We start from the raw sequence: 17,320 nt of genomic DNA on the forward strand, positions 1-17,320 counted from the left end.
ATATCAATCTTCATACCTAGAAACTTCTCTATCATAAAAAGCTGTTGCAGCTTCGATAGTATGCTCCATTTCAGCTTCTAATTCTTTCTCATCTTCCTTATCAAATTCTTCTAACCATTCCACCTCATCATCTTCTAGATTGATAACAAACCGAGGGAATTCAGTATGAACAATATAAATCCCGTTTGGGTAATCAGTATTATCCCCAAGTAAAAATTTAGGTAGTTCCATTAATCTTATAATTTATTCTTTTTTAAAAGCTGATGATTGAACAATTAAACGCTTTGTTAAATAATTAAATCTAATATACAACATTACAGCTGATGCCGTAAGACCTAATAACAGGCCAATCCATATACCTGTACTTTTCAAATTTGTATACAATCCTAAGTAAAAGCTTACTGGGAAACCTATCAGCCAATAAGCTATAAAAGTAATTAAAGTAGGTATTTTAACATCTTGAAGACCTCTTAAAGCTCCTAAAACTACTACTTGAATTCCGTCTGATATTTGAAAAATAGCGGCGACTAAGAGTAACTCGGCAGCAAGTATAATTACCTTGGTATTATCTATTTGGTTCACTAAATCATCAACATCTAAATAGATGGTTGGCAACCAATCGCGCCCCACTAAAAATATAGTCGCAAAAATAATTTCTAATAAAAAAGTCAACAGAAATATAGATTGGGCAATTCTTCGCAAGTCAGTAAAATTCTGTAATCCTTTTTGATTACCAACACGAACCATTGCGGCCACGCCGAGGCCCATACCCACCATAAAAGTCATACTACTTAAATTCAAAGCAATTTGATTAGCAGCCTGGGCATTTTTACCAAGAACACCACTTAACCAAATAGCTGCTGTGAAAATAGCAACTTCAAAAAACATTTGTAAAGCAGAAGGAAAGCCTAAGCTAATAATCTTTTGCATTACTTTTTTTTCAATTTTCTTAAAATTAAAGCCGGTGACATAATCGTGAAACTTCTTTTTACGCTTTAATAAGAACCAGATATAAGCAACCATAATACATCTAGAGACTAAAGTACCTATTGCAGCACCCACGATACCCAGTTTTGGAAATCCGAATGAACCAAAAATCAATAGATAGTTTAAAACAATGTTGACCACATTAGCTATAATTGTAGCATACATTGGATACTTGGTTTGTGATAGCCCTTCTGAGAATTGCTTAAACGCTTGAAATATAATTAGAGGAACCAATGAAAATGCAACTAATTCAAGATAGGGAATAGCCAATTCAACCACTTCTGGTGGCTGTTGCATGGTGTAAATCAATGGTTTTGAAAGTAAAATAATACCAAAAAGTGATAGACCTAAAACTGTACACAATAGCAAACCATGTTTCAATGCACTTTTACCATTTGCTGGATTGCCAGCACCATCGGCCTCGGCAACTAACGGGGTTATTGCAGTCGAAAATCCAATCCCTAAAGACATCGCAATAAAAACAAAGCTATTACCAAGTGAGACTGCGGCCAATTCAGCGGTACCTAACTGCCCCACCATAATATTATCAGCAAAAGCAACAAATGTGTGCCCTAGCATACCTAGTATTACAGGGTAAGACAGTCTTAGATTATAAGCAAATTCCTTAGTGTACTGCTTCAAACTTTCTCTTTATTAAATTGAATTGTGACAATTCTAAAAACACTATTAGTACTCGGTTGACTTTGCTTCCTCCCAGAACTCATTCATTTCTGCTAGTGATAATTCTTTTAAGGATTTACCAGCTTCTTTTGCTTTTTTTTCTAAAAATTGGAAACGGCCAATAAACTTCTTATTAGTCCTTTCCAAAGCATTTTCAGGGTTAATATCTAAAAATCGTGCATAATTGACCATTGAAAACAATACATCACCAAATTCAGCCTCCATTTTAACTCTATTTTCCGCTTTTACCTCATCTTGAAATTCCGCTAGCTCTTCTTCTAACTTCTCAAAAACTTGATCTGGTTTCTCCCAATCAAAACCAACACCAGCAACTTTTTCTTGAATTCTATTAGCCTTAACTAACGCCGGCAAACTATTTGGAACTCCTTCCAAAACACTTTTCTTTCCCTCTTTAAGTTTTATAGTTTCCCAATTACGTTTGACATCTTCTTCGTCCTTAACCTTTACATCTCCATAAATATGCGGATGCCTATTAATAAGTTTCTCACAAATTCCATTAGCTACATCAGCAATATCAAAATCATTAGTTTCAGAACCAATTTTGGCATAAAAGACAATATGTAACAATAAATCACCTAGTTCTTTCTTTATTTCTTCCAAATCATTATCCAAAATAGCGTCACCTAACTCATAGGTTTCTTCTATTGTTAAATGGCGGAGTGTTTGCAGCGTTTGTTTTTTATCCCATGGACATTGCTCACGTAATTCGTCCATTATTGTCAATAATCTGTCAAAAGCTTCTATTTTATCTGATCTTGTAGTCATTAGTATTCAATTGTATTTCAAAGCTACAAACTGATTTGGCATGAATTTTACCAATATTTCAAAAGAAAACCATCATTTATTAACCGACGTGATTTTTAAGAATTAGAATTGATTTGTGGCAAGAAGTACTAAAGTACAAGACACCTCTACTTTAATTCCTTCATTTTCAAGCAGTTTGTAGAAGTCAGGATTTTCAGTTCCGGGATTAAAAATAACCCTTCTTGGGCTCAATGCTATGATGGTGTCATAGTATTGCTTTTGCCGTTCAGAGTTCAAATATAACGTTACAGTGTCTATTTTTGGTAATTCACTGAAATTAGTTTTAATTTGCACTTTATCAACCCAACCAGTTCTTAAACCAAAGGCAACTGTTGAAATGTTTTTTTCTAAAAGACGTTTTATTGCCAAATTACTGTATCTGTCTGGTTTTAAAGATGCTCCAAAAACGAGAGTTGTTTGCATATGTTAATTTATGTGTTAAACGAGCAAAAAAAAGTAACAATAGCGAAAAAATTGCGTCTATTGTAAGTAACAAAGAAATTAATCGTTGGTAAGACTGTATTTTTATAGTTAATGGTTAGTGTTTAGTATGGCTTATCAATGACAAAACCCTGACGTCTGCAAAGATGTTCAGGGTTTACTTTTTTATCAAAATCATTACTCGAGTTAATTTTTTGCAAAATCAGTAACATATTACATTTTCAAGCGTCTTTTATTGAAAGGCTAATAATCAATTTAAAAAATTGACCAAGCTTGAATTGTAAATGGTTGGTTAGTTCTTTTCAAGTGGTCACTAAAACCCTGATAGCAATGTCAGGGTTTATCTTTTTTAAAAATTGCTGTATCATGCCCATCAAGACTTTGTGTATTCTTCTTTTCCCAGTAAGCTCTTATACCATCTTCTCCCTTATTTTCAGCCCAATCAATAAGTCCTTGGCGCTCTTCTTTAAAATCCATCAAGGGGACAGCCATTCCACAAGAAGTTTGAACTAAATCAATCTTAAAATCGATTAATTGTCGCCTGCCCGGAATGTCTTTAAAGAGTGAAATATGTTCCTTCCAAAAAGCATCATATTGGTGATATATGTTGGCAGTACCATATAATCTTAAAATTAAAGGAGGACCTTCAAAAGCGCAAAACATCAAGGTCATTCTATTTTGTTTCAACAAGTGTGCAGCAGTTTCATTGCCGCTCCCTGTTAAATTGAGCCATACAACACGATTTTCGTTCAGGACTCTGAGAGAATCTAATCCTTTCGGAGATATATTGATTTTGCCTTCTTGCATAGAAGTACCTACAAAGAACATGGGCTGTTTCTTAATAAAATCAGTAAGTTTAGGCGTGAGTTCTTTTAGTTGTTTGCCCATTTATCTTGTTTACCATCTTATAATAACGCTTCCCCAGGTAAATCCACTTCCAAAAGCCGCCAATACTACGAGGTCCCCTTCTTTGACTTTACCAGCCTCCCAGGCTTCAGTCAATGCTATTGGAATTGAAGCCGCTGTAGTATTACCATATTTCATGATATTATTAAATACTTGGTCGTTAGAAAGACCAAATTTGCGTTGTACAAACTGAGAAATTCTAAGATTAGCTTGATGTGGCACCAACATATTGATATCGGTAGCCTCCAACCCATTGGTCTTTAAACCTTCAATAATAACTTCACTAAATCTAACTACAGCATTCTTAAAAACAAATTGGCCATTCATATATGGAAAATAAGACTCATCATCCGGGTTATTATCATTGATAATATCTGTTACCCATCGTTTACCCATACCTGGTGCAATTAACGATAATTCTTCGGCATGTTGACCTTCTGAGTGTAAATGTGTTGATAGAATTCCTTTTGAGGTATCTTCTTCTCTACTTACAACAGCAGCACCAGCACCATCGCCAAATATTACGGAAACACCTCTACCACGAGTGGTCATATCCAAACCACGCGAATGTACCTCTGAACCAATCACCAAAACATTTTTATACATTCCGGTTTTAACATATTGATCAGCAACTGAAATACCATAAACAAAACCTGAACATTGATTTCTAACATCCAATGCCCCTACTGTTTTTATTCCTAAATCACGTTGCACTAAAACTCCCGGCCCAGGGAAATAATAATCAGGACTCAAGGTGGCAAAAACGATAAAATCGATTTCATCTTTATCTATACCTGCACGTTCGATTGCTACTTTTGCTGCTTCAACCCCCATTGAGGTAGTGGTATCAGCTTCGGAATTAACATGTCTTCTCTCTTTAATTCCTGTTCGTTCTTGAATCCATTCGTCATTAGTATCCATGACCTTAGAAAGATCATCATTACTTACCACATTGTCAGGCACGTAATAGCCAAGACCAGTTATTTTAGAATTATACATAAAATGCGTTGTTTACGGGATTATAGCCGCTATTTAATGGAAAAGTAAAAAAATATATTTTGTACTCCTTAAAAAAAACGAACTTTCAGTAAAGTTTAGCTTATCTAGTCGATATACTTCCTAAAATTATTAACCTCAACCTTAGCCCTTAAATCGTGTAATAAATTATATAATCCAAAGAAGGTTCGATTCATATATAAGAAATGTTTGGAGCCCCTATTACCATTCATTTTACGTATCTGATCATCCTTAGAATAACGTTCACTTAAATCGGCAATCTGAGACCAAAACAAATCATTTCCAAAATCAAAGGTCTCTTCATTAAAAGGTGAAGTAAATAAAGTGAGCATTTCTTTGAACAAAGCAGTGAAAAATTCCAATTCTTTTTTAGAATCTGTAGGTGTTAAAATCTCTAACTCGTACAGCTTTTCTGTAAATACTTTTTGATTACTGATATTATCTTTTTCCGCTAATTCAAAATAAGGTATATAAAACTCATCTGGAATTTGTTTGATACAACCAAAGTCAATAGCTATTAGAGTATTCGTTTCACTCACTAAAAAATTACCGGGATGCGGATCAGCATGAACTTTTCGTAAACCATGTATTTGAAACATGTAAAAATCCCATAATGCCTGACCTAATTTACTACCAATATCAGATGTAAAGTCAGTTTTAGCGAACTCACTTAAATGCTTCCCTTTCATCCAATCCATTGTGATGATTCTCTCGCTGGATAAAGCTTCATAATACTTTGGAAATGCAATATTTGGAATGATATTACAAGCCTCGGTAATTTCTTTGCTTTGTTTAAGTTCTAAAATATAATTAGTTTCTTCAACCAGTTTATGCTCGACTTCCTTAAAATACTTGTCAGAGTCTTTTCCTTTTAAATTAAACATTCGAATGGCAATGGGTTTAACAATAGCTAAATCACTGCTAATGCTTTGAGCCACTCCTGGGTACTGAATTTTGACAGCCAGAACTTTGTCATCTTTGGTTGCTTTGTGCACTTGCCCAATACTCGCAGCATTTATGGAATCTTTGGTAAACGTGTCAAATATATCTTCAGGATATTTACCTAGGTATTTTTTAAAAGTTTTTCTAACTAAAGGTGCAGATAATGGTGGAACTGAAAACTGGGACAACGAAAATTTTTCAACATATGCATTAGGCAATAAGTTCTTTTCCATGCTCAACATTTGAGCTACTTTTAAGGCACTACCCTTTAAGCTTTTTAATCCGTCATAAATATCTGTAGCGTTATCTTCGTTTAATTCATCTTTGCCTAGCTCAGGATTTACAAGTTTCTTACTATAATATTTGGCATAATTACCTCCAATTTTAACACCAGTTTTAACCAACTTACCTGCTCTTTCAATTTTACCTGTCGGAATTTTATCAAGTGTTTTCATAACTTATTTTTTTAGGCAAAATTTTCTTTATATAAAAACTTTCCAAAATCAATTAAACTATCTAAAGGTGTATTATCAAAAACATCAAAAATTGTTGTTACTGATTTCTCAATAGCCAAATCTGTTTTTTCAAATCCAGCGGAAGAATCGTCCATCCAAAATTTCAATAAAAATGCAAACTGTACCCATGCACCCTCTGAAAATACTCTTGGGCTCTGTTTGGTGATTTTAAGCGTTTTATCAGCATTAGATTCTTCAATAAGCTCAGTAGCAAATTCTTTAATATGACTTCGTAAATCTTTTAGCTCTGCCATTTTATCCAACATTTTGCGATTAGTACTTAACGTAAAAAGAACATAACTGCGATTCATTGTCAACAATTCAAACATGGTGTAGAAAAATGTCAGCATTTTATCTTTGTTACTGAAATTTTCATAATCCTTGTTCTTATGTAATAAAGTGGTGGTATTTAAAAAGAACTTATTCCAAATACTTTTTTGAAGAGCCTCGAAAGACCCAAAGTACTTGTAAAACTCATCTTCCTTAATTTTATGCTCTTTACAAAATTTAAATACCGACTTAGGATGAACCTCATTTTCCAATACAAAATTCATATAGTGAGCGATTATTTTATCATCCGTCATTTTAACTGAACTTACTTTTGTTGCCATTTTATATTTTGTTTACTCTAAATTAAAAAAAATAGAACTAATCTTTCTTTATTATTTCTTAAAAACAGAAAACGCACCTCTGAGCGGAGGTGCGTTTTCAACAACCTAACCAATAAATAAACAAACTTGTTGTGGATAAATCCTTTTTCATAGCAATTAAATATCCCAACAGAACAAAAATAGTTATTGTTTAATTATTACAGGTATTTATTAAACAAAATATATGTTAAAGTTTGTATTAAGAGATTTGAAATTCTTTATAAATGCCAGTTTGTCACCTTAGTCTTCATTGGTACTTTTTTTGAAATGAGTTAAACGTAAAAATTAACACAAAATTTAAAGTAATATGGCCACAGGAAAAATTAATGTTTCAGTAGAAAACATTTTCCCTTTAATAAAGAAATTTCTTTACAGCGATCATGAAATCTTCTTGCGTGAACTTATCTCAAACGCCACCGATGCAACTTTAAAACTAAAGCATCTAACATCAATCGGTGAGGCAAAAGTGGAATATGGTAATCCGCAAATTGAAATCAAAATTGATAAGGATGGTAAAAAAATTCACATTCTAGATCAAGGTCTTGGTATGACTGAAGACGAAGTCAAAAAGTATATTAATGAAGTTGCTTTTTCTGGAGCAGAAGAGTTTTTAGATAAATATAAAGATGCTGGACAAGATGCCGGAATAATTGGTCATTTTGGTCTTGGCTTTTACTCTGCCTTTATGGTAGCAGAAAAAGTAGAGATCATTACCAAGAGTTTTAAAGAAGAACCTGCAGTTCATTGGTCTTGTGATGGCTCTCCAGAATTTGAACTAAAAACCTCAGAAAAAACAGATAGAGGAACGGAGATTGTTCTGCATATAGCTGATGATTCTACTGAGTTTTTAGAAGAATCAAGAATTAGCACTTTATTAACCAAGTACAATAAATTTATGCCTATTCCGATTAAATTCGGAACAAAGACAGAGACACTTCCAAAACCGGAGGGAGCAAAAGATGAAGACCCTGCGCCTACTCAAGAAGTTGACAACATCATTAATAACCCTAACCCTGCATGGACAAAAAAACCTGCAGATTTAGAAGATGAAGATTATAAAGGGTTCTACAGAGAATTGTATCCAATGCAATTTGAAGAGCCTTTGTTCAACATTCATTTGAACGTTGATTACCCATTCAACTTAACCGGAATTTTATATTTTCCAAAGTTGACGAATGACATGAACATTCAAAAGGATAGGATACAACTGTATCAAAATCAAGTTTTCGTAACTGACAATGTTGAAGGTATTGTACCTGAATTCTTGACAATGCTTCGTGGAGTTATTGATTCTCCGGATATTCCATTGAACGTATCAAGGTCATATCTTCAAGCAGATGGTGCAGTTAAAAAGATTTCATCTTACATCAGTAAGAAGGTGGCAGATAAAATGAATTCTTTATTTAAAAACAACCGCGAAGACTTTGAACAAAAATGGAATGATATCAAAGTAGTTATTGAATATGGTATGCTTTCAGAAGATAAATTCTTTGAAAAAGCTGAAAAATTTGCTCTTTATCCTACTGTCGACGGAAGTTATTTCACTTTTGATGAATTGTTAGCTAAAGTAAAAGACTCACAAACTGACAAAGATGAAAAAACAGTAATACTTTATACATCAGACAAAGAGGCGCAGCACAGTTACATAGAAGGTGCAAAGGCCAAGGGGTATGAGGTACTACTTTTAGATTCACCAATTATTCCGCATCTAATGCAAAAGTTAGAAACTTCGAAAGAAAAAATAACGTTTGCACGTGTTGACGCAGATCATATTGACAACCTTGTCAAAAAAGAAGACACTGCAATTTCAAAACTGTCAGAGGAAGAGAAAACTAGTTTAAAAGAGAAAATTGACGCAGTTGTTGGAGAAAATAGCTCATTCACAGTTCAGTTAGAAGCTATGGATAGTTCTTCACAACCTTTTATCATTACAGAACCTGAGTTTATGCGCCGCATGAAAGACATGCAACAAACCGGTGGTGGTGGAATGTTTGGTATGGGTAACATGCCCGATATGTTTAATCTAATTGTGAATACTAATCACGAATTGGTAGGTGAAATTTTGAATACTAAAACTGCTAAGAAAAGAGAACGATTAATTAATCAATCTTTAGACCTTGCTAGACTTTCAAAAGGTCTGCTAAAAGGTGAAGAGTTGACCAAGTTTATCAATAGAAGTTATGAAATGATTAAGTAATGTACTTATAACTATAAAATTATAACCGCCTAAGCCCATGTTTAGGTGGTTTTTTTATGCAAAAGCTTTATCTTGATACGATAACTAAGCAAAATCAATGAACAACGATTACAAAAGTCCTTCGTTTAAAAAGCTTTTAGATTCTCTACAACAACAAAGTTGGGAGTTAGAGCTACTTATTTCTGGTTTTGCGATTTTCGGACTTTTTACAGCATACGAGCCCATTTCTATTGAAATGAGCAATGCTGGGAATGAACAACAGATATATCGGTTTGTTATTTATTTTTTGGCTCTTGCGGCCTGTTCCATTCTTCTTTTTAATTTACTCCTGCATGTAGTTTTGAGGGGACTTTGGATAGGAGCTCTAGGGTTAAGATATGTCTCAGGTGATATTGAATTTGATAAACTAAAATATTCGGAACGTTTTAAAAATTATCTCAATAAAAGAATTGTCTCTTTTGACCGCTACATAGGCAGTTTAGAAAACTATTGTAGCATTCTATTCGCAATTTCTTTTCTTCTTATTTTTTATGTTTTAGCAATGACTATTGTAATGATAACTTTTGTTTTAATAGCAAATTTTATCATTGACAATGATAGCCTACCAAACTGGATTTCTAAAGGTGTTGGCATTCCCTTGATGGTCTTTTTAGCAATTGGTATGTTTTTAACCTTCTTTGACTTTATAACTCAAGGACTTCTTAAAAGAAATAAATGGGTATCTAAAATCTACTTTCCAGTGTATTGGGTATTTAGTTTTTTGACATTATCCTTTTTGTACAGACCGTTGGTTTACAATTTTTTAGACAATAAATTTGGAAAAAGGTTAATTCTTTTTCTTACCCCAATTTATTTACTGATTTTGATTATTGCATCTCTAGAATATAAAAATTCTAATTATCTTGATATTGAAAGAAACTCGTCTTCTCAATTTGCCAATAAAGAAAACTACAGGAATTTAATGACAAAAGACGGAGATTTTCCGGGTAGAATGGTAATTCCATCTAAGATTATTCGAACACCTTACTTGCCTATTTTTGTTCCGTACCGAGAAAATTTGGAGGATAGAATTTTTGCGTACGATACGACCATTACTCCAAAGAATGATAAAAGAGGTCTAGCTTCAGGCATTAATTTTGGAAATGGATGGGAAGAAGAATGGAACACAAAAAGGCAACGTGATAGTATCCGTAAGCGATATTTAGAAATTTTTAATGAAACACATTCCTTTAAAATTGACAGTCTCAAACTAGATTCTGACTTTATTGTTACTACTGATAATAATGGTCAAATAGGTTTTGAAACCCATTTAAACATTAGAGAAATTTCGGAGGGTTTACATGTTTTGCAATTAAATAGAATAAGAAAACAAAAAGACTCGATTCTAAACTTAATTGAAACAAAAATTCCGTTCTGGTATTTTAAAGAATAAATAATGAAATTTCCTTGGCATTTATATTTAATGTCTGCAATGTACATTTTTGCGGGGGTTATGCATTTTGTAAAACCAAAAGCATACATGCGCATCATGCCTAAATATCTACCATTTCATAAAGGTTTAGTCTATTGGAGTGGTCTAACTGAAATAGTATTAGGTATTGGTCTATGTTTTACCAGTACAAAGGCTTTTGCTATTTGGAGTATAATCGCAATGCTTCTTGTTTTTTTACTAGTTCACTTTTATATGTTAACTGGTAAAAAAGCTTCCGCGGGCATGCCACAGTGGATTTTAATCCTTCGAATTCCTTTACAATTTGGCTTGATATATTGGGCTTACTGGTATTTACAATTTTAAGCAAATCTACTGTCCACATGTTTTTTCAAAATGAGGGTTTGAACAAAAAACAAAAAACCTCCCAAAATAATGACGTAGGTTGCAGTTTTTGAAAATCGATCTTGCCCAAAGAAATTGTTAATTGATGCACCCATATCATTAAGATTATTTATATAACGGGAATCAATCTCCGAAAAACCATAATTTTTTAAAATAACCACTACTAAAGACAAAACCAAAAACGCTCCAATAATAAAAATAGACTTCGGCAGCAAGGGTTTATAAACAAAATGAGCGTTTTGTATTCCTGGTAATTTCGCCAAAACGTTCTCTGTAAAGTCTAAAGAAGGTTGATCTAAACTGTCATTAACCATCAACTTATCAATAAGCTTTTCTAATTCTTCTTGATTATCCATAATTTTCTAGAGTTACAGGTTTCAATTGTTTTTTTAATATGATTGCCAAACGTGTTCTAGCTCTAAAAAGGCGAACTTTTACCGTATTCTCACTTAGACTTAAAATAATACTCAACTCTTTCAGATTTTTCTCTTCAAAATAAAAAAGCGAAATTATTGCTGCATCCTTATACGATAATTGCTCAACACATTTACGTACAAGTAAAGCCTTTTCATTGGCTAAAATAGTATCCAAAGCATTATTTACGTCCTTAATATCAAAACCTTCAACCGCATCAATTGATGTATTCAACAATTCTTTTTTATTCTTTTTAATTCTATCAAGACATGTATTATAGGTTACTCTATATATCCAAGTTGAAAACTTAGAATCGCCTTTAAAATGTTTTAGCGACTTAAAAACTTTTACAAAAGTGTCTTGCGCTACTTCTTCAGCTTCTTCTGTATTTTTTAACATTCTTAAAGCAACAGTATATACCAAATTCTTATAATCATCTACAAGCTTTGAAAAAGCTTGAGAATCTCCATTGAGAATAGCTTCGATATTTGGTTGGTTACCTTTTTGTTGCATTCTAAGTGTAAGACGAAAAAAGTTACCAATAGGTTACACAAAATAAAAAAAATATAATTGATGTAACCTTACTCAAAAAACATTCGTCATAGTTCGTAAATGAGTTTATTTATCAATTTAAAAAATCAAACATGGCAGAAGCAATTTTTATTCCAATCAGTTTTTTTATTACCGTATTTTCAATTTTATACTTGTACTTTTCTACTAGAAACAAAGAACGTCTAGCACTCATAGAAAAAGGTGCGGACGCAAATATTTTTGTTAAAACAAAAGATTCCGGCGGAGTTGCAACTTGGAAAATTTTTCTTATCAATTTCGCAGTTTTATTAATAGGCATTGGAGTTGCAATTTTTATAGCCTCAATTTTGGAAGCAGCATTAGGTGTTGATGAAGACATAGCCTATCCTGGCACTATTTTCTTAATGGCCGGAGTCGGTTTATTAGTTGGTTTTACCATGACAAAAAGATTAGAAAAATAGTCTACTAACAACCAATCAATTTAAAAAGCCAACGTTATATACGTTGGCTTTTTTTATCTTCAAGGCATGAAAGTTATTGCAACCAATATCGGCAAGGCTACTACTGTTGAATGGCGTGGTAGAAATATAGAAACAGGCATTTTTAAATATCCAATAGAAGAACCACTTTTATTAAAAAAAGAAGATGTTGCTAATGACACGGTAATTGACAGAAAACATCACGGTGGTGAATTTAAAGCTTGCTATCTTTTTTCTTCAGACTACTATGATGACTGGAAAGAAAAATACCCAAATTTAAAATGGGATTGGGGCATGTTTGGTGAAAATCTAACCATTACGGATTTAGACGAAAACAAGTTGTTCATCGGTGATGTTTATAAGCTTGGCGAAGCCTTAGTTCAAATTACTGAACCGCGACAGCCATGTCATAAATTAGGAATACGTTTTGAAAATCAAAAAGTGATTCAAGAATTCATTGCATACGGACACCCTGGCACCTATATTAAAATTTTAGAAGAAGGACTAGTTAAGGTTGGTGATTCTATGCTTTTAGAGAAATCTTCAAACAACGGACTAACGGTACAACAATATAATATGCTTGTAAATAGTCGCGAAAAAGATTTGGATTTGGTCCGTCTAGCTACAGAAAACCAAGGAATTAGAGCAAAGAAAAGAGAAGCTCTTAAAAAATTATTATCATAAAAAAAAGCCCCAACGTTACCGTCAGGGCCAACTGAATAAAAATTAACTATAACTAAACTTACTTTACTGCAACTTTTTCTTTGAAGGTTTTATCATTGTCGATAATTACAACAGTATAATTGTCTTCATAGGCTTGTTCAAAGTTGAATGCCTTTTCAACAACAACGTCACCTTCGATGACTTCTTTAAATACTATTCTACCTTCACTATCGATAACTTTAATAGTCACCTTTTCTTGATCTAGGTTTAAAAGATTAACAAATAATTTTTGTCCTTTTTTCTTAAAAACTGGATCTAGCTCTACGCTAATCAAATTCTTTTCTACCTCTAAAGCTTTTTTACCAAAAGTACTTTCAGGTCCGTTTGCCAAGCTTACTACTGTAGTAAACATTAAGGCCGCTACTAATGTGTTTTTCAAAATTGATGTCATAACACTCGTTTTTAGATTTGTAAATAAATTACACTGCAAACATACCACCAGCTTGACCCTTGAGACTACCACAGAATTGACCAATATCTATGCTATATTATCACAAAAACTATGTTAAATAACCTTAAGGGTTAAAATAGTATATATTTTGGTTAAATTTGCATAGAAACATTGTTTTGGTTAGGTATAATTTTACTTTATGGAAAAGACTCTAACACTTAATAAGAAGAAACCAGCATTTGAAGCTATAGCTCCAAGTTTCGGCCATTCTTTTACCTATAAAAAATTCGATGAGGGCAATGAAAACACCTTCACTTCCTGGCATTTTCACCCTGAACTTGAACTCGTTTATATTAATGGTGGTTCTGGAAAAAGACAGATAGGCAGTCATGTATCTTATTTTGGAGATGGAGATCTTATATTAATTGGCTCTAATCTTCCCCATTGTGGATTTACCGATAAGCTCACCGGGAATAAAAGTGAAACCATGATTCAGATGAAACCTGACTTTTTGGGTAATGATTTTTTCGAGATTCCAGAAATGAAGAACATTCAAAAGCTATTTAATATGGCCAAAGGCGGTGTGGCTTTCAGTGGAAAAACAAAGAAAAAAGTTGGTGAAAAAATGGAAGTATTAGAATATCAAACTGATTTTCAAAGATTACTTTCAATTTTAAATATTCTTAATGAACTTAGCTCTTCTGATGAATTTAAAGTACTTAATGCAGAGGGGTTTGCTATACAGACCGAAATAAAAGACAATGACCGTATCAACATTGTTTTCAATTTTGTAAAAACAAATTTTAAAGAGGATATCAGTCTTGATGAAATAGCTGACCTTGTTAGTATGACTGTGCCTTCATTTTGTAGATACTTCAAGAAAATTACCAATAAAACTTTTGTTCAATTTGTCAATGAATACAGGTTGGTGCATGCTTCAAAACTATTAGCAGAGCAAAATATGAGTATTACTGAAGTCTGTTTTGAAAGTGGGTTTAATAATTTTTCTCATTTTAATAAATCATTCAAAACATTCACAGGTCAAAACCCCTCTGAATATAGAAATCAGCTAAAAACAGTTCTTCAATAAAATGAGACTTTTTGAGGATAAGGTGCATTTAAGCTTACCTGAATCAGATATTACCTATTATCCTAGTTTTCTTAGTCACGAGAAAGCTAATTACTATTTTGAAGCACTAAAAAACAATGTGCCATGGCAGCAAGATGATATAACTATTTTCGGTAAGACTTATGAGCAACCTCGTTTAACTGCGCTATATGCGAATAATGACAGACCCTACTCCTATTCTAACATCACAATGCATCCTCATGTATTTAATGATGAACTATTACAAATAAAATCTTCAATTGAAGAGATAATTCCTTCTGAGTTCACCTCTTGTCTTTTAAACTTATATCGTGATGGAAAAGATAGTAATGGATGGCATTCGGATGATGAAAAAGAATTAGGCAAAAACCCAATAATTGCCTCCATCAGTTTAGGACAAGAGCGCTTTTTTCATTTAAGATATAAAAAGGATAAGACCTTAAAACAGAAATTACTTCTAGAACATGGCAGCTTGTTATTAATGAAGGGCGAAACGCAACATCAATGGCAACATCAAATTGCCAAAACTTCAAGAAACGTTGAAGAACGAATAAATTTGACATTTAGGATAATTAAATGATTTATTGAGGTATCTGATATAAACTTATCTTTGTATCGCTATGAAAGAATTTACAGAGAGAGAATTAGACCGAATCATTGAAATGGCTTGGGAAGATCGGACACCTTTTGAGGCTATTACTTTTCAGTTTGGAATATCGGAACAAGAAACCATTGAAATCATGCGCCGTGAAATGAAGCCTAGTAGTTTTAGAATGTGGCGAAAAAGAGTACAGGGCAGAGCTACCAAACACGCTAAATTAAGAGGTGGAGAAGTAGATAGATTTAAATGCTCTAGACAAAAAAATATTTCAGGAAATAAAGTTTCTAAAAGATAAATCTCAACTAAAAATCTCATTAAGCACTTTCGCCAAACGGAATCCTCCTTTTTGTAATTGTTCGAACAAAAGCTTGTTATATTTATAACCATATTGATAACGAAGCTTTTCTCCAACTTCAACAGAAGCGTATACCTCAACTGCTTTTTGATGAGATTCATGAACCCAATCATAAAGACTACCGGCTTGTATTTCTAATTTCTTTTTTTTATCAACACTTTCTTCTAATTCATCACCTAGCTCATAGTAAGTCATACCATATGAATTAATAAGATTAGAATCCCACACACGATGAAGATTTGTACCCTCATCAAACCATTGCAACTGAATATCGTTACCACCACGATCATCGCCCTTACCAGCATGCATAGGTTGGTGCAAATCACCTACTAAATGAATCAACATTTTTAAATGAAAAACTTTATCTTCCCGAGAGCTATTTTTATCGCTAATAATATGCTTACAAGTTTCAATACCCATAACCACATCACCATATTTACTTTTCTCTGAGTCTTCGTATCTGATATCCATAGGGTAATTGACATAATGCCAAGCAGAATATTTAGAAAAACTCCGATCGGCTTTAATCTCATCCGCAAAAGTCGAAGCGAAAGCCAGGCTATGGCCATCAAGTAAATCATTTATTGCTCTTTTTGCTTTTCTAGTCAAATGTTTTTCAGCAATATGGCCCGTAACTCTGTGTCCAGTTTTGGACCAAATCAAATTGCCGTGACAGGTAATTGAAATAAAGAATGCAAGAAAAAAGAGAATTCTCATAAGATTATTTTTTTTCAAAAATACAATCTATATAAGTCAATCTTTGATAGTTTGAAAAATTTCAACTTTTAATAATATTTGTAAAATTCATTTTAATTCAATATATTTATGATATCATTTTAATATCACAAAATCAATCATATCATGACAAATGAAAAAATAATAGCTCCTTTAAATGGTTACTTTATGTTATTTATTAGTCTAATACTATTTTTAGGAGGTATAGCCGCTTTAATTCAATTCGGAACACCTTGGTTCGGCCTTTCTATATTTTTAGGCCTTATTACTTCTTTGGGTTTGGTATTGGTAAACCCGAATAGCTCTAGAGTGTTATTGCTTTTTGGAAAATACGTAGGCACCATAAAAAGAAACGGTCTTTTTTGGGTTAACCCCTTATTCTCAAAAAAGAAGATTTCATTAAGAGCTAGTAATTTCGATAGTGAACGGTTAAAGGTGAATGACAAACTAGGTAACCCTGTTATGATTAGCACCATTTTAGTTTGGAGGGTTACAGATACTTATAAAGCAGCATTTGATGTGGACGACTATAAAAATTTTGTACGTGTACAAACAGATGCAGCTGTTCGTAAACTAGCTAGTATGTATCCTTATGACAATTTTGCTGATGAAGGAATTGAAGAGGATATTACGCTTCGTTCAAGCGTTAATGAAGTTAGTGAAGCTTTAGAGAAAGAGATTCAAGATAGACTTCAAATGGCAGGAATAGAGGTGCTAGAAGCAAGAATAGGATATTTAGCCTACGCTCAAGAAATAGCTAATGCCATGCTAAAAAGACAGCAAGCAACGGCAATTGTAGCTGCCAGACACAAAATTGTTGAAGGAGCTGTCAGTATGGTAGAGATGGCCTTAGAAGAATTAGGTGAAAAAGAAATTGTCGATTTAGATGAAGAAAGAAAAGCAGCAATGGTGAGTAATCTAATGGTTGTTCTTTGTTCAGATAAAGATGCTTCACCCGTTTTAAATACTGGCACTTTAAATCATTAAG

Annotated in this window: 21 protein-coding genes; 9 read left to right on the top strand and 12 right to left on the bottom strand. The window is 33.1% G+C overall.

All coding sequences use genetic code 11. The features are described from left to right. Positions 1 to 3 precede the first annotated feature (3 nt). The 8 genes from RM520_RS14280 to RM520_RS14315 all read right to left on the bottom strand — a co-directional run bounded on the left by RM520_RS14280 (position 4) and on the right by RM520_RS14315 (position 6,925). Positions 4 to 231 carry a DUF8828 family protein gene (locus tag RM520_RS14280; protein WP_311386236.1) on the bottom strand — a complete coding sequence of 76 codons (228 nt, stop codon included), beginning with the start codon at positions 229 to 231 and terminating at the stop codon, positions 4 to 6. A gap of 12 nt (positions 232 to 243) precedes the next feature. After that, positions 244 to 1,629 carry an MATE family efflux transporter gene (locus RM520_RS14285; RefSeq protein WP_311388456.1) on the bottom strand — a complete coding sequence of 462 codons (1,386 nt, stop codon included), beginning with the start codon at positions 1,627 to 1,629 and terminating at the stop codon, positions 244 to 246. 45 nt (positions 1,630 to 1,674) lie between these two features. Further along, a complete protein-coding gene (gene mazG / locus RM520_RS14290) occupies positions 1,675 to 2,454 on the bottom strand; it encodes a nucleoside triphosphate pyrophosphohydrolase (RefSeq protein ID WP_311388457.1) in 780 nt (259 codons plus the stop codon). A gap of 102 nt (positions 2,455 to 2,556) precedes the next feature. Next, positions 2,557 to 2,916, bottom strand: coding sequence for a CoA-binding protein (locus RM520_RS14295; protein ID WP_311386239.1), 360 nt, complete (start codon positions 2,914 to 2,916; stop codon positions 2,557 to 2,559). A 351-nt stretch (positions 2,917 to 3,267) separates the two neighbouring features. Then, positions 3,268 to 3,822 carry a pyridoxamine 5'-phosphate oxidase family protein gene (locus RM520_RS14300; protein ID WP_311388458.1) on the bottom strand — a complete coding sequence of 185 codons (555 nt, stop codon included), beginning with the start codon at positions 3,820 to 3,822 and terminating at the stop codon, positions 3,268 to 3,270. Positions 3,823 to 3,831: 9 nt separating this feature from the next. Then, positions 3,832 to 4,839 carry a 3-oxoacyl-ACP synthase III family protein gene (locus RM520_RS14305; protein ID WP_311388459.1) on the bottom strand — a complete coding sequence of 336 codons (1,008 nt, stop codon included), beginning with the start codon at positions 4,837 to 4,839 and terminating at the stop codon, positions 3,832 to 3,834. Positions 4,840 to 4,943: 104 nt separating this feature from the next. Then, the gene (locus RM520_RS14310; protein ID WP_311388460.1) at positions 4,944 to 6,254 is read right to left on the bottom strand and encodes an ABC1 kinase family protein; all 1,311 of its coding nucleotides are present in this window, start codon (positions 6,252 to 6,254) and stop codon (positions 4,944 to 4,946) included. A gap of 11 nt (positions 6,255 to 6,265) precedes the next feature. Beyond that, positions 6,266 to 6,925, bottom strand: a complete 660-nt coding sequence (locus RM520_RS14315) for a TetR family transcriptional regulator C-terminal domain-containing protein (protein ID WP_311388461.1) — start codon at positions 6,923 to 6,925, stop codon at positions 6,266 to 6,268. 346 nt (positions 6,926 to 7,271) lie between these two features. Here RM520_RS14315 and htpG point away from each other — a divergent pair, with 346 nt between their 5' ends. The 3 genes from htpG (at position 7,272) to RM520_RS14330 (ending at position 10,956) form a co-directional block, all read left to right on the top strand. After that, entirely contained in the window at positions 7,272 to 9,161 is a 1,890-nt protein-coding gene (htpG, locus tag RM520_RS14320) for a molecular chaperone HtpG (RefSeq protein WP_311386244.1), read from the top strand. A gap of 97 nt (positions 9,162 to 9,258) precedes the next feature. Further along, positions 9,259 to 10,593, top strand: a complete 1,335-nt coding sequence (locus RM520_RS14325; RefSeq protein ID WP_311386245.1) for a hypothetical protein — start codon at positions 9,259 to 9,261, stop codon at positions 10,591 to 10,593. A gap of 3 nt (positions 10,594 to 10,596) precedes the next feature. Continuing rightward, positions 10,597 to 10,956 carry a DoxX family protein gene (locus RM520_RS14330; protein ID WP_311388462.1) on the top strand — a complete coding sequence of 120 codons (360 nt, stop codon included), beginning with the start codon at positions 10,597 to 10,599 and terminating at the stop codon, positions 10,954 to 10,956. On the opposite strand, the gene RM520_RS14335 is transcribed toward RM520_RS14330, so the two are convergent. After that, positions 10,953 to 11,351: a hypothetical protein gene (locus RM520_RS14335; RefSeq protein ID WP_311388463.1), complete on the bottom strand. Its 399-nt coding sequence runs from the start codon at positions 11,349 to 11,351 to the stop codon at positions 10,953 to 10,955. The genes RM520_RS14330 and RM520_RS14335 overlap by 4 nt on opposite strands. Further along, positions 11,344 to 11,922, bottom strand: a complete 579-nt coding sequence (locus RM520_RS14340; protein WP_311388464.1) for an RNA polymerase sigma factor — start codon at positions 11,920 to 11,922, stop codon at positions 11,344 to 11,346. The genes RM520_RS14335 and RM520_RS14340 overlap by 8 nt, the downstream gene beginning before the upstream one ends. A 131-nt stretch (positions 11,923 to 12,053) precedes the next feature. Between RM520_RS14340 and RM520_RS14345 the strand changes: the two genes are divergently transcribed. Next, positions 12,054 to 12,401, top strand: a complete 348-nt coding sequence (locus tag RM520_RS14345) for a DUF6249 domain-containing protein (RefSeq protein ID WP_311386249.1) — start codon at positions 12,054 to 12,056, stop codon at positions 12,399 to 12,401. A gap of 66 nt (positions 12,402 to 12,467) precedes the next feature. Beyond that, on the top strand, positions 12,468 to 13,103 hold the full coding sequence (locus RM520_RS14350) for an MOSC domain-containing protein (protein ID WP_311386250.1): 636 nt from the start codon (positions 12,468 to 12,470) through the stop codon (positions 13,101 to 13,103). A gap of 58 nt (positions 13,104 to 13,161) precedes the next feature. On the opposite strand, the gene RM520_RS14355 is transcribed toward RM520_RS14350, so the two are convergent. Further along, positions 13,162 to 13,533 carry a hypothetical protein gene (locus RM520_RS14355; RefSeq protein WP_311386251.1) on the bottom strand — a complete coding sequence of 124 codons (372 nt, stop codon included), beginning with the start codon at positions 13,531 to 13,533 and terminating at the stop codon, positions 13,162 to 13,164. A gap of 199 nt (positions 13,534 to 13,732) precedes the next feature. Here RM520_RS14355 and RM520_RS14360 point away from each other — a divergent pair, with 199 nt between their 5' ends. Genes RM520_RS14360 through RM520_RS14370 form a run of 3 tightly spaced genes read left to right on the top strand, consistent with a single transcriptional unit; the run spans position 13,733 to position 15,537 of the window. Further along, on the top strand, positions 13,733 to 14,623 hold the full coding sequence (locus RM520_RS14360; RefSeq protein WP_311386252.1) for an AraC family transcriptional regulator: 891 nt from the start codon (positions 13,733 to 13,735) through the stop codon (positions 14,621 to 14,623). Between the two features lies 1 nt (position 14,624). Further along, entirely contained in the window at positions 14,625 to 15,221 is a 597-nt protein-coding gene (locus tag RM520_RS14365; protein ID WP_311386253.1) for an alpha-ketoglutarate-dependent dioxygenase AlkB family protein, read from the top strand. A gap of 40 nt (positions 15,222 to 15,261) precedes the next feature. Then, positions 15,262 to 15,537: a TIGR03643 family protein gene (locus tag RM520_RS14370; RefSeq protein ID WP_311386254.1), complete on the top strand. Its 276-nt coding sequence runs from the start codon at positions 15,262 to 15,264 to the stop codon at positions 15,535 to 15,537. Positions 15,538 to 15,540: 3 nt separating this feature from the next. Here RM520_RS14370 and RM520_RS14375 read toward each other — a convergent pair whose 3' ends face one another. Beyond that, entirely contained in the window at positions 15,541 to 16,314 is a 774-nt protein-coding gene (locus tag RM520_RS14375; protein WP_311386255.1) for a S1/P1 nuclease, read from the bottom strand. Positions 16,315 to 16,458: 144 nt separating this feature from the next. Here RM520_RS14375 and RM520_RS14380 point away from each other — a divergent pair, with 144 nt between their 5' ends. Continuing rightward, positions 16,459 to 17,319 (top strand): SPFH domain-containing protein, encoded by an 861-nt coding sequence (locus tag RM520_RS14380; RefSeq protein ID WP_311388465.1) that lies wholly within the window; start codon positions 16,459 to 16,461, stop codon positions 17,317 to 17,319. The last annotated feature ends 1 nt before the right edge of the window (position 17,320 follow it).

Origin of the sequence: Croceitalea vernalis, from assembly GCF_031846405.1 — a bacterium.
Taxonomy (GTDB): domain Bacteria; phylum Bacteroidota; class Bacteroidia; order Flavobacteriales; family Flavobacteriaceae; genus Croceitalea; species Croceitalea vernalis.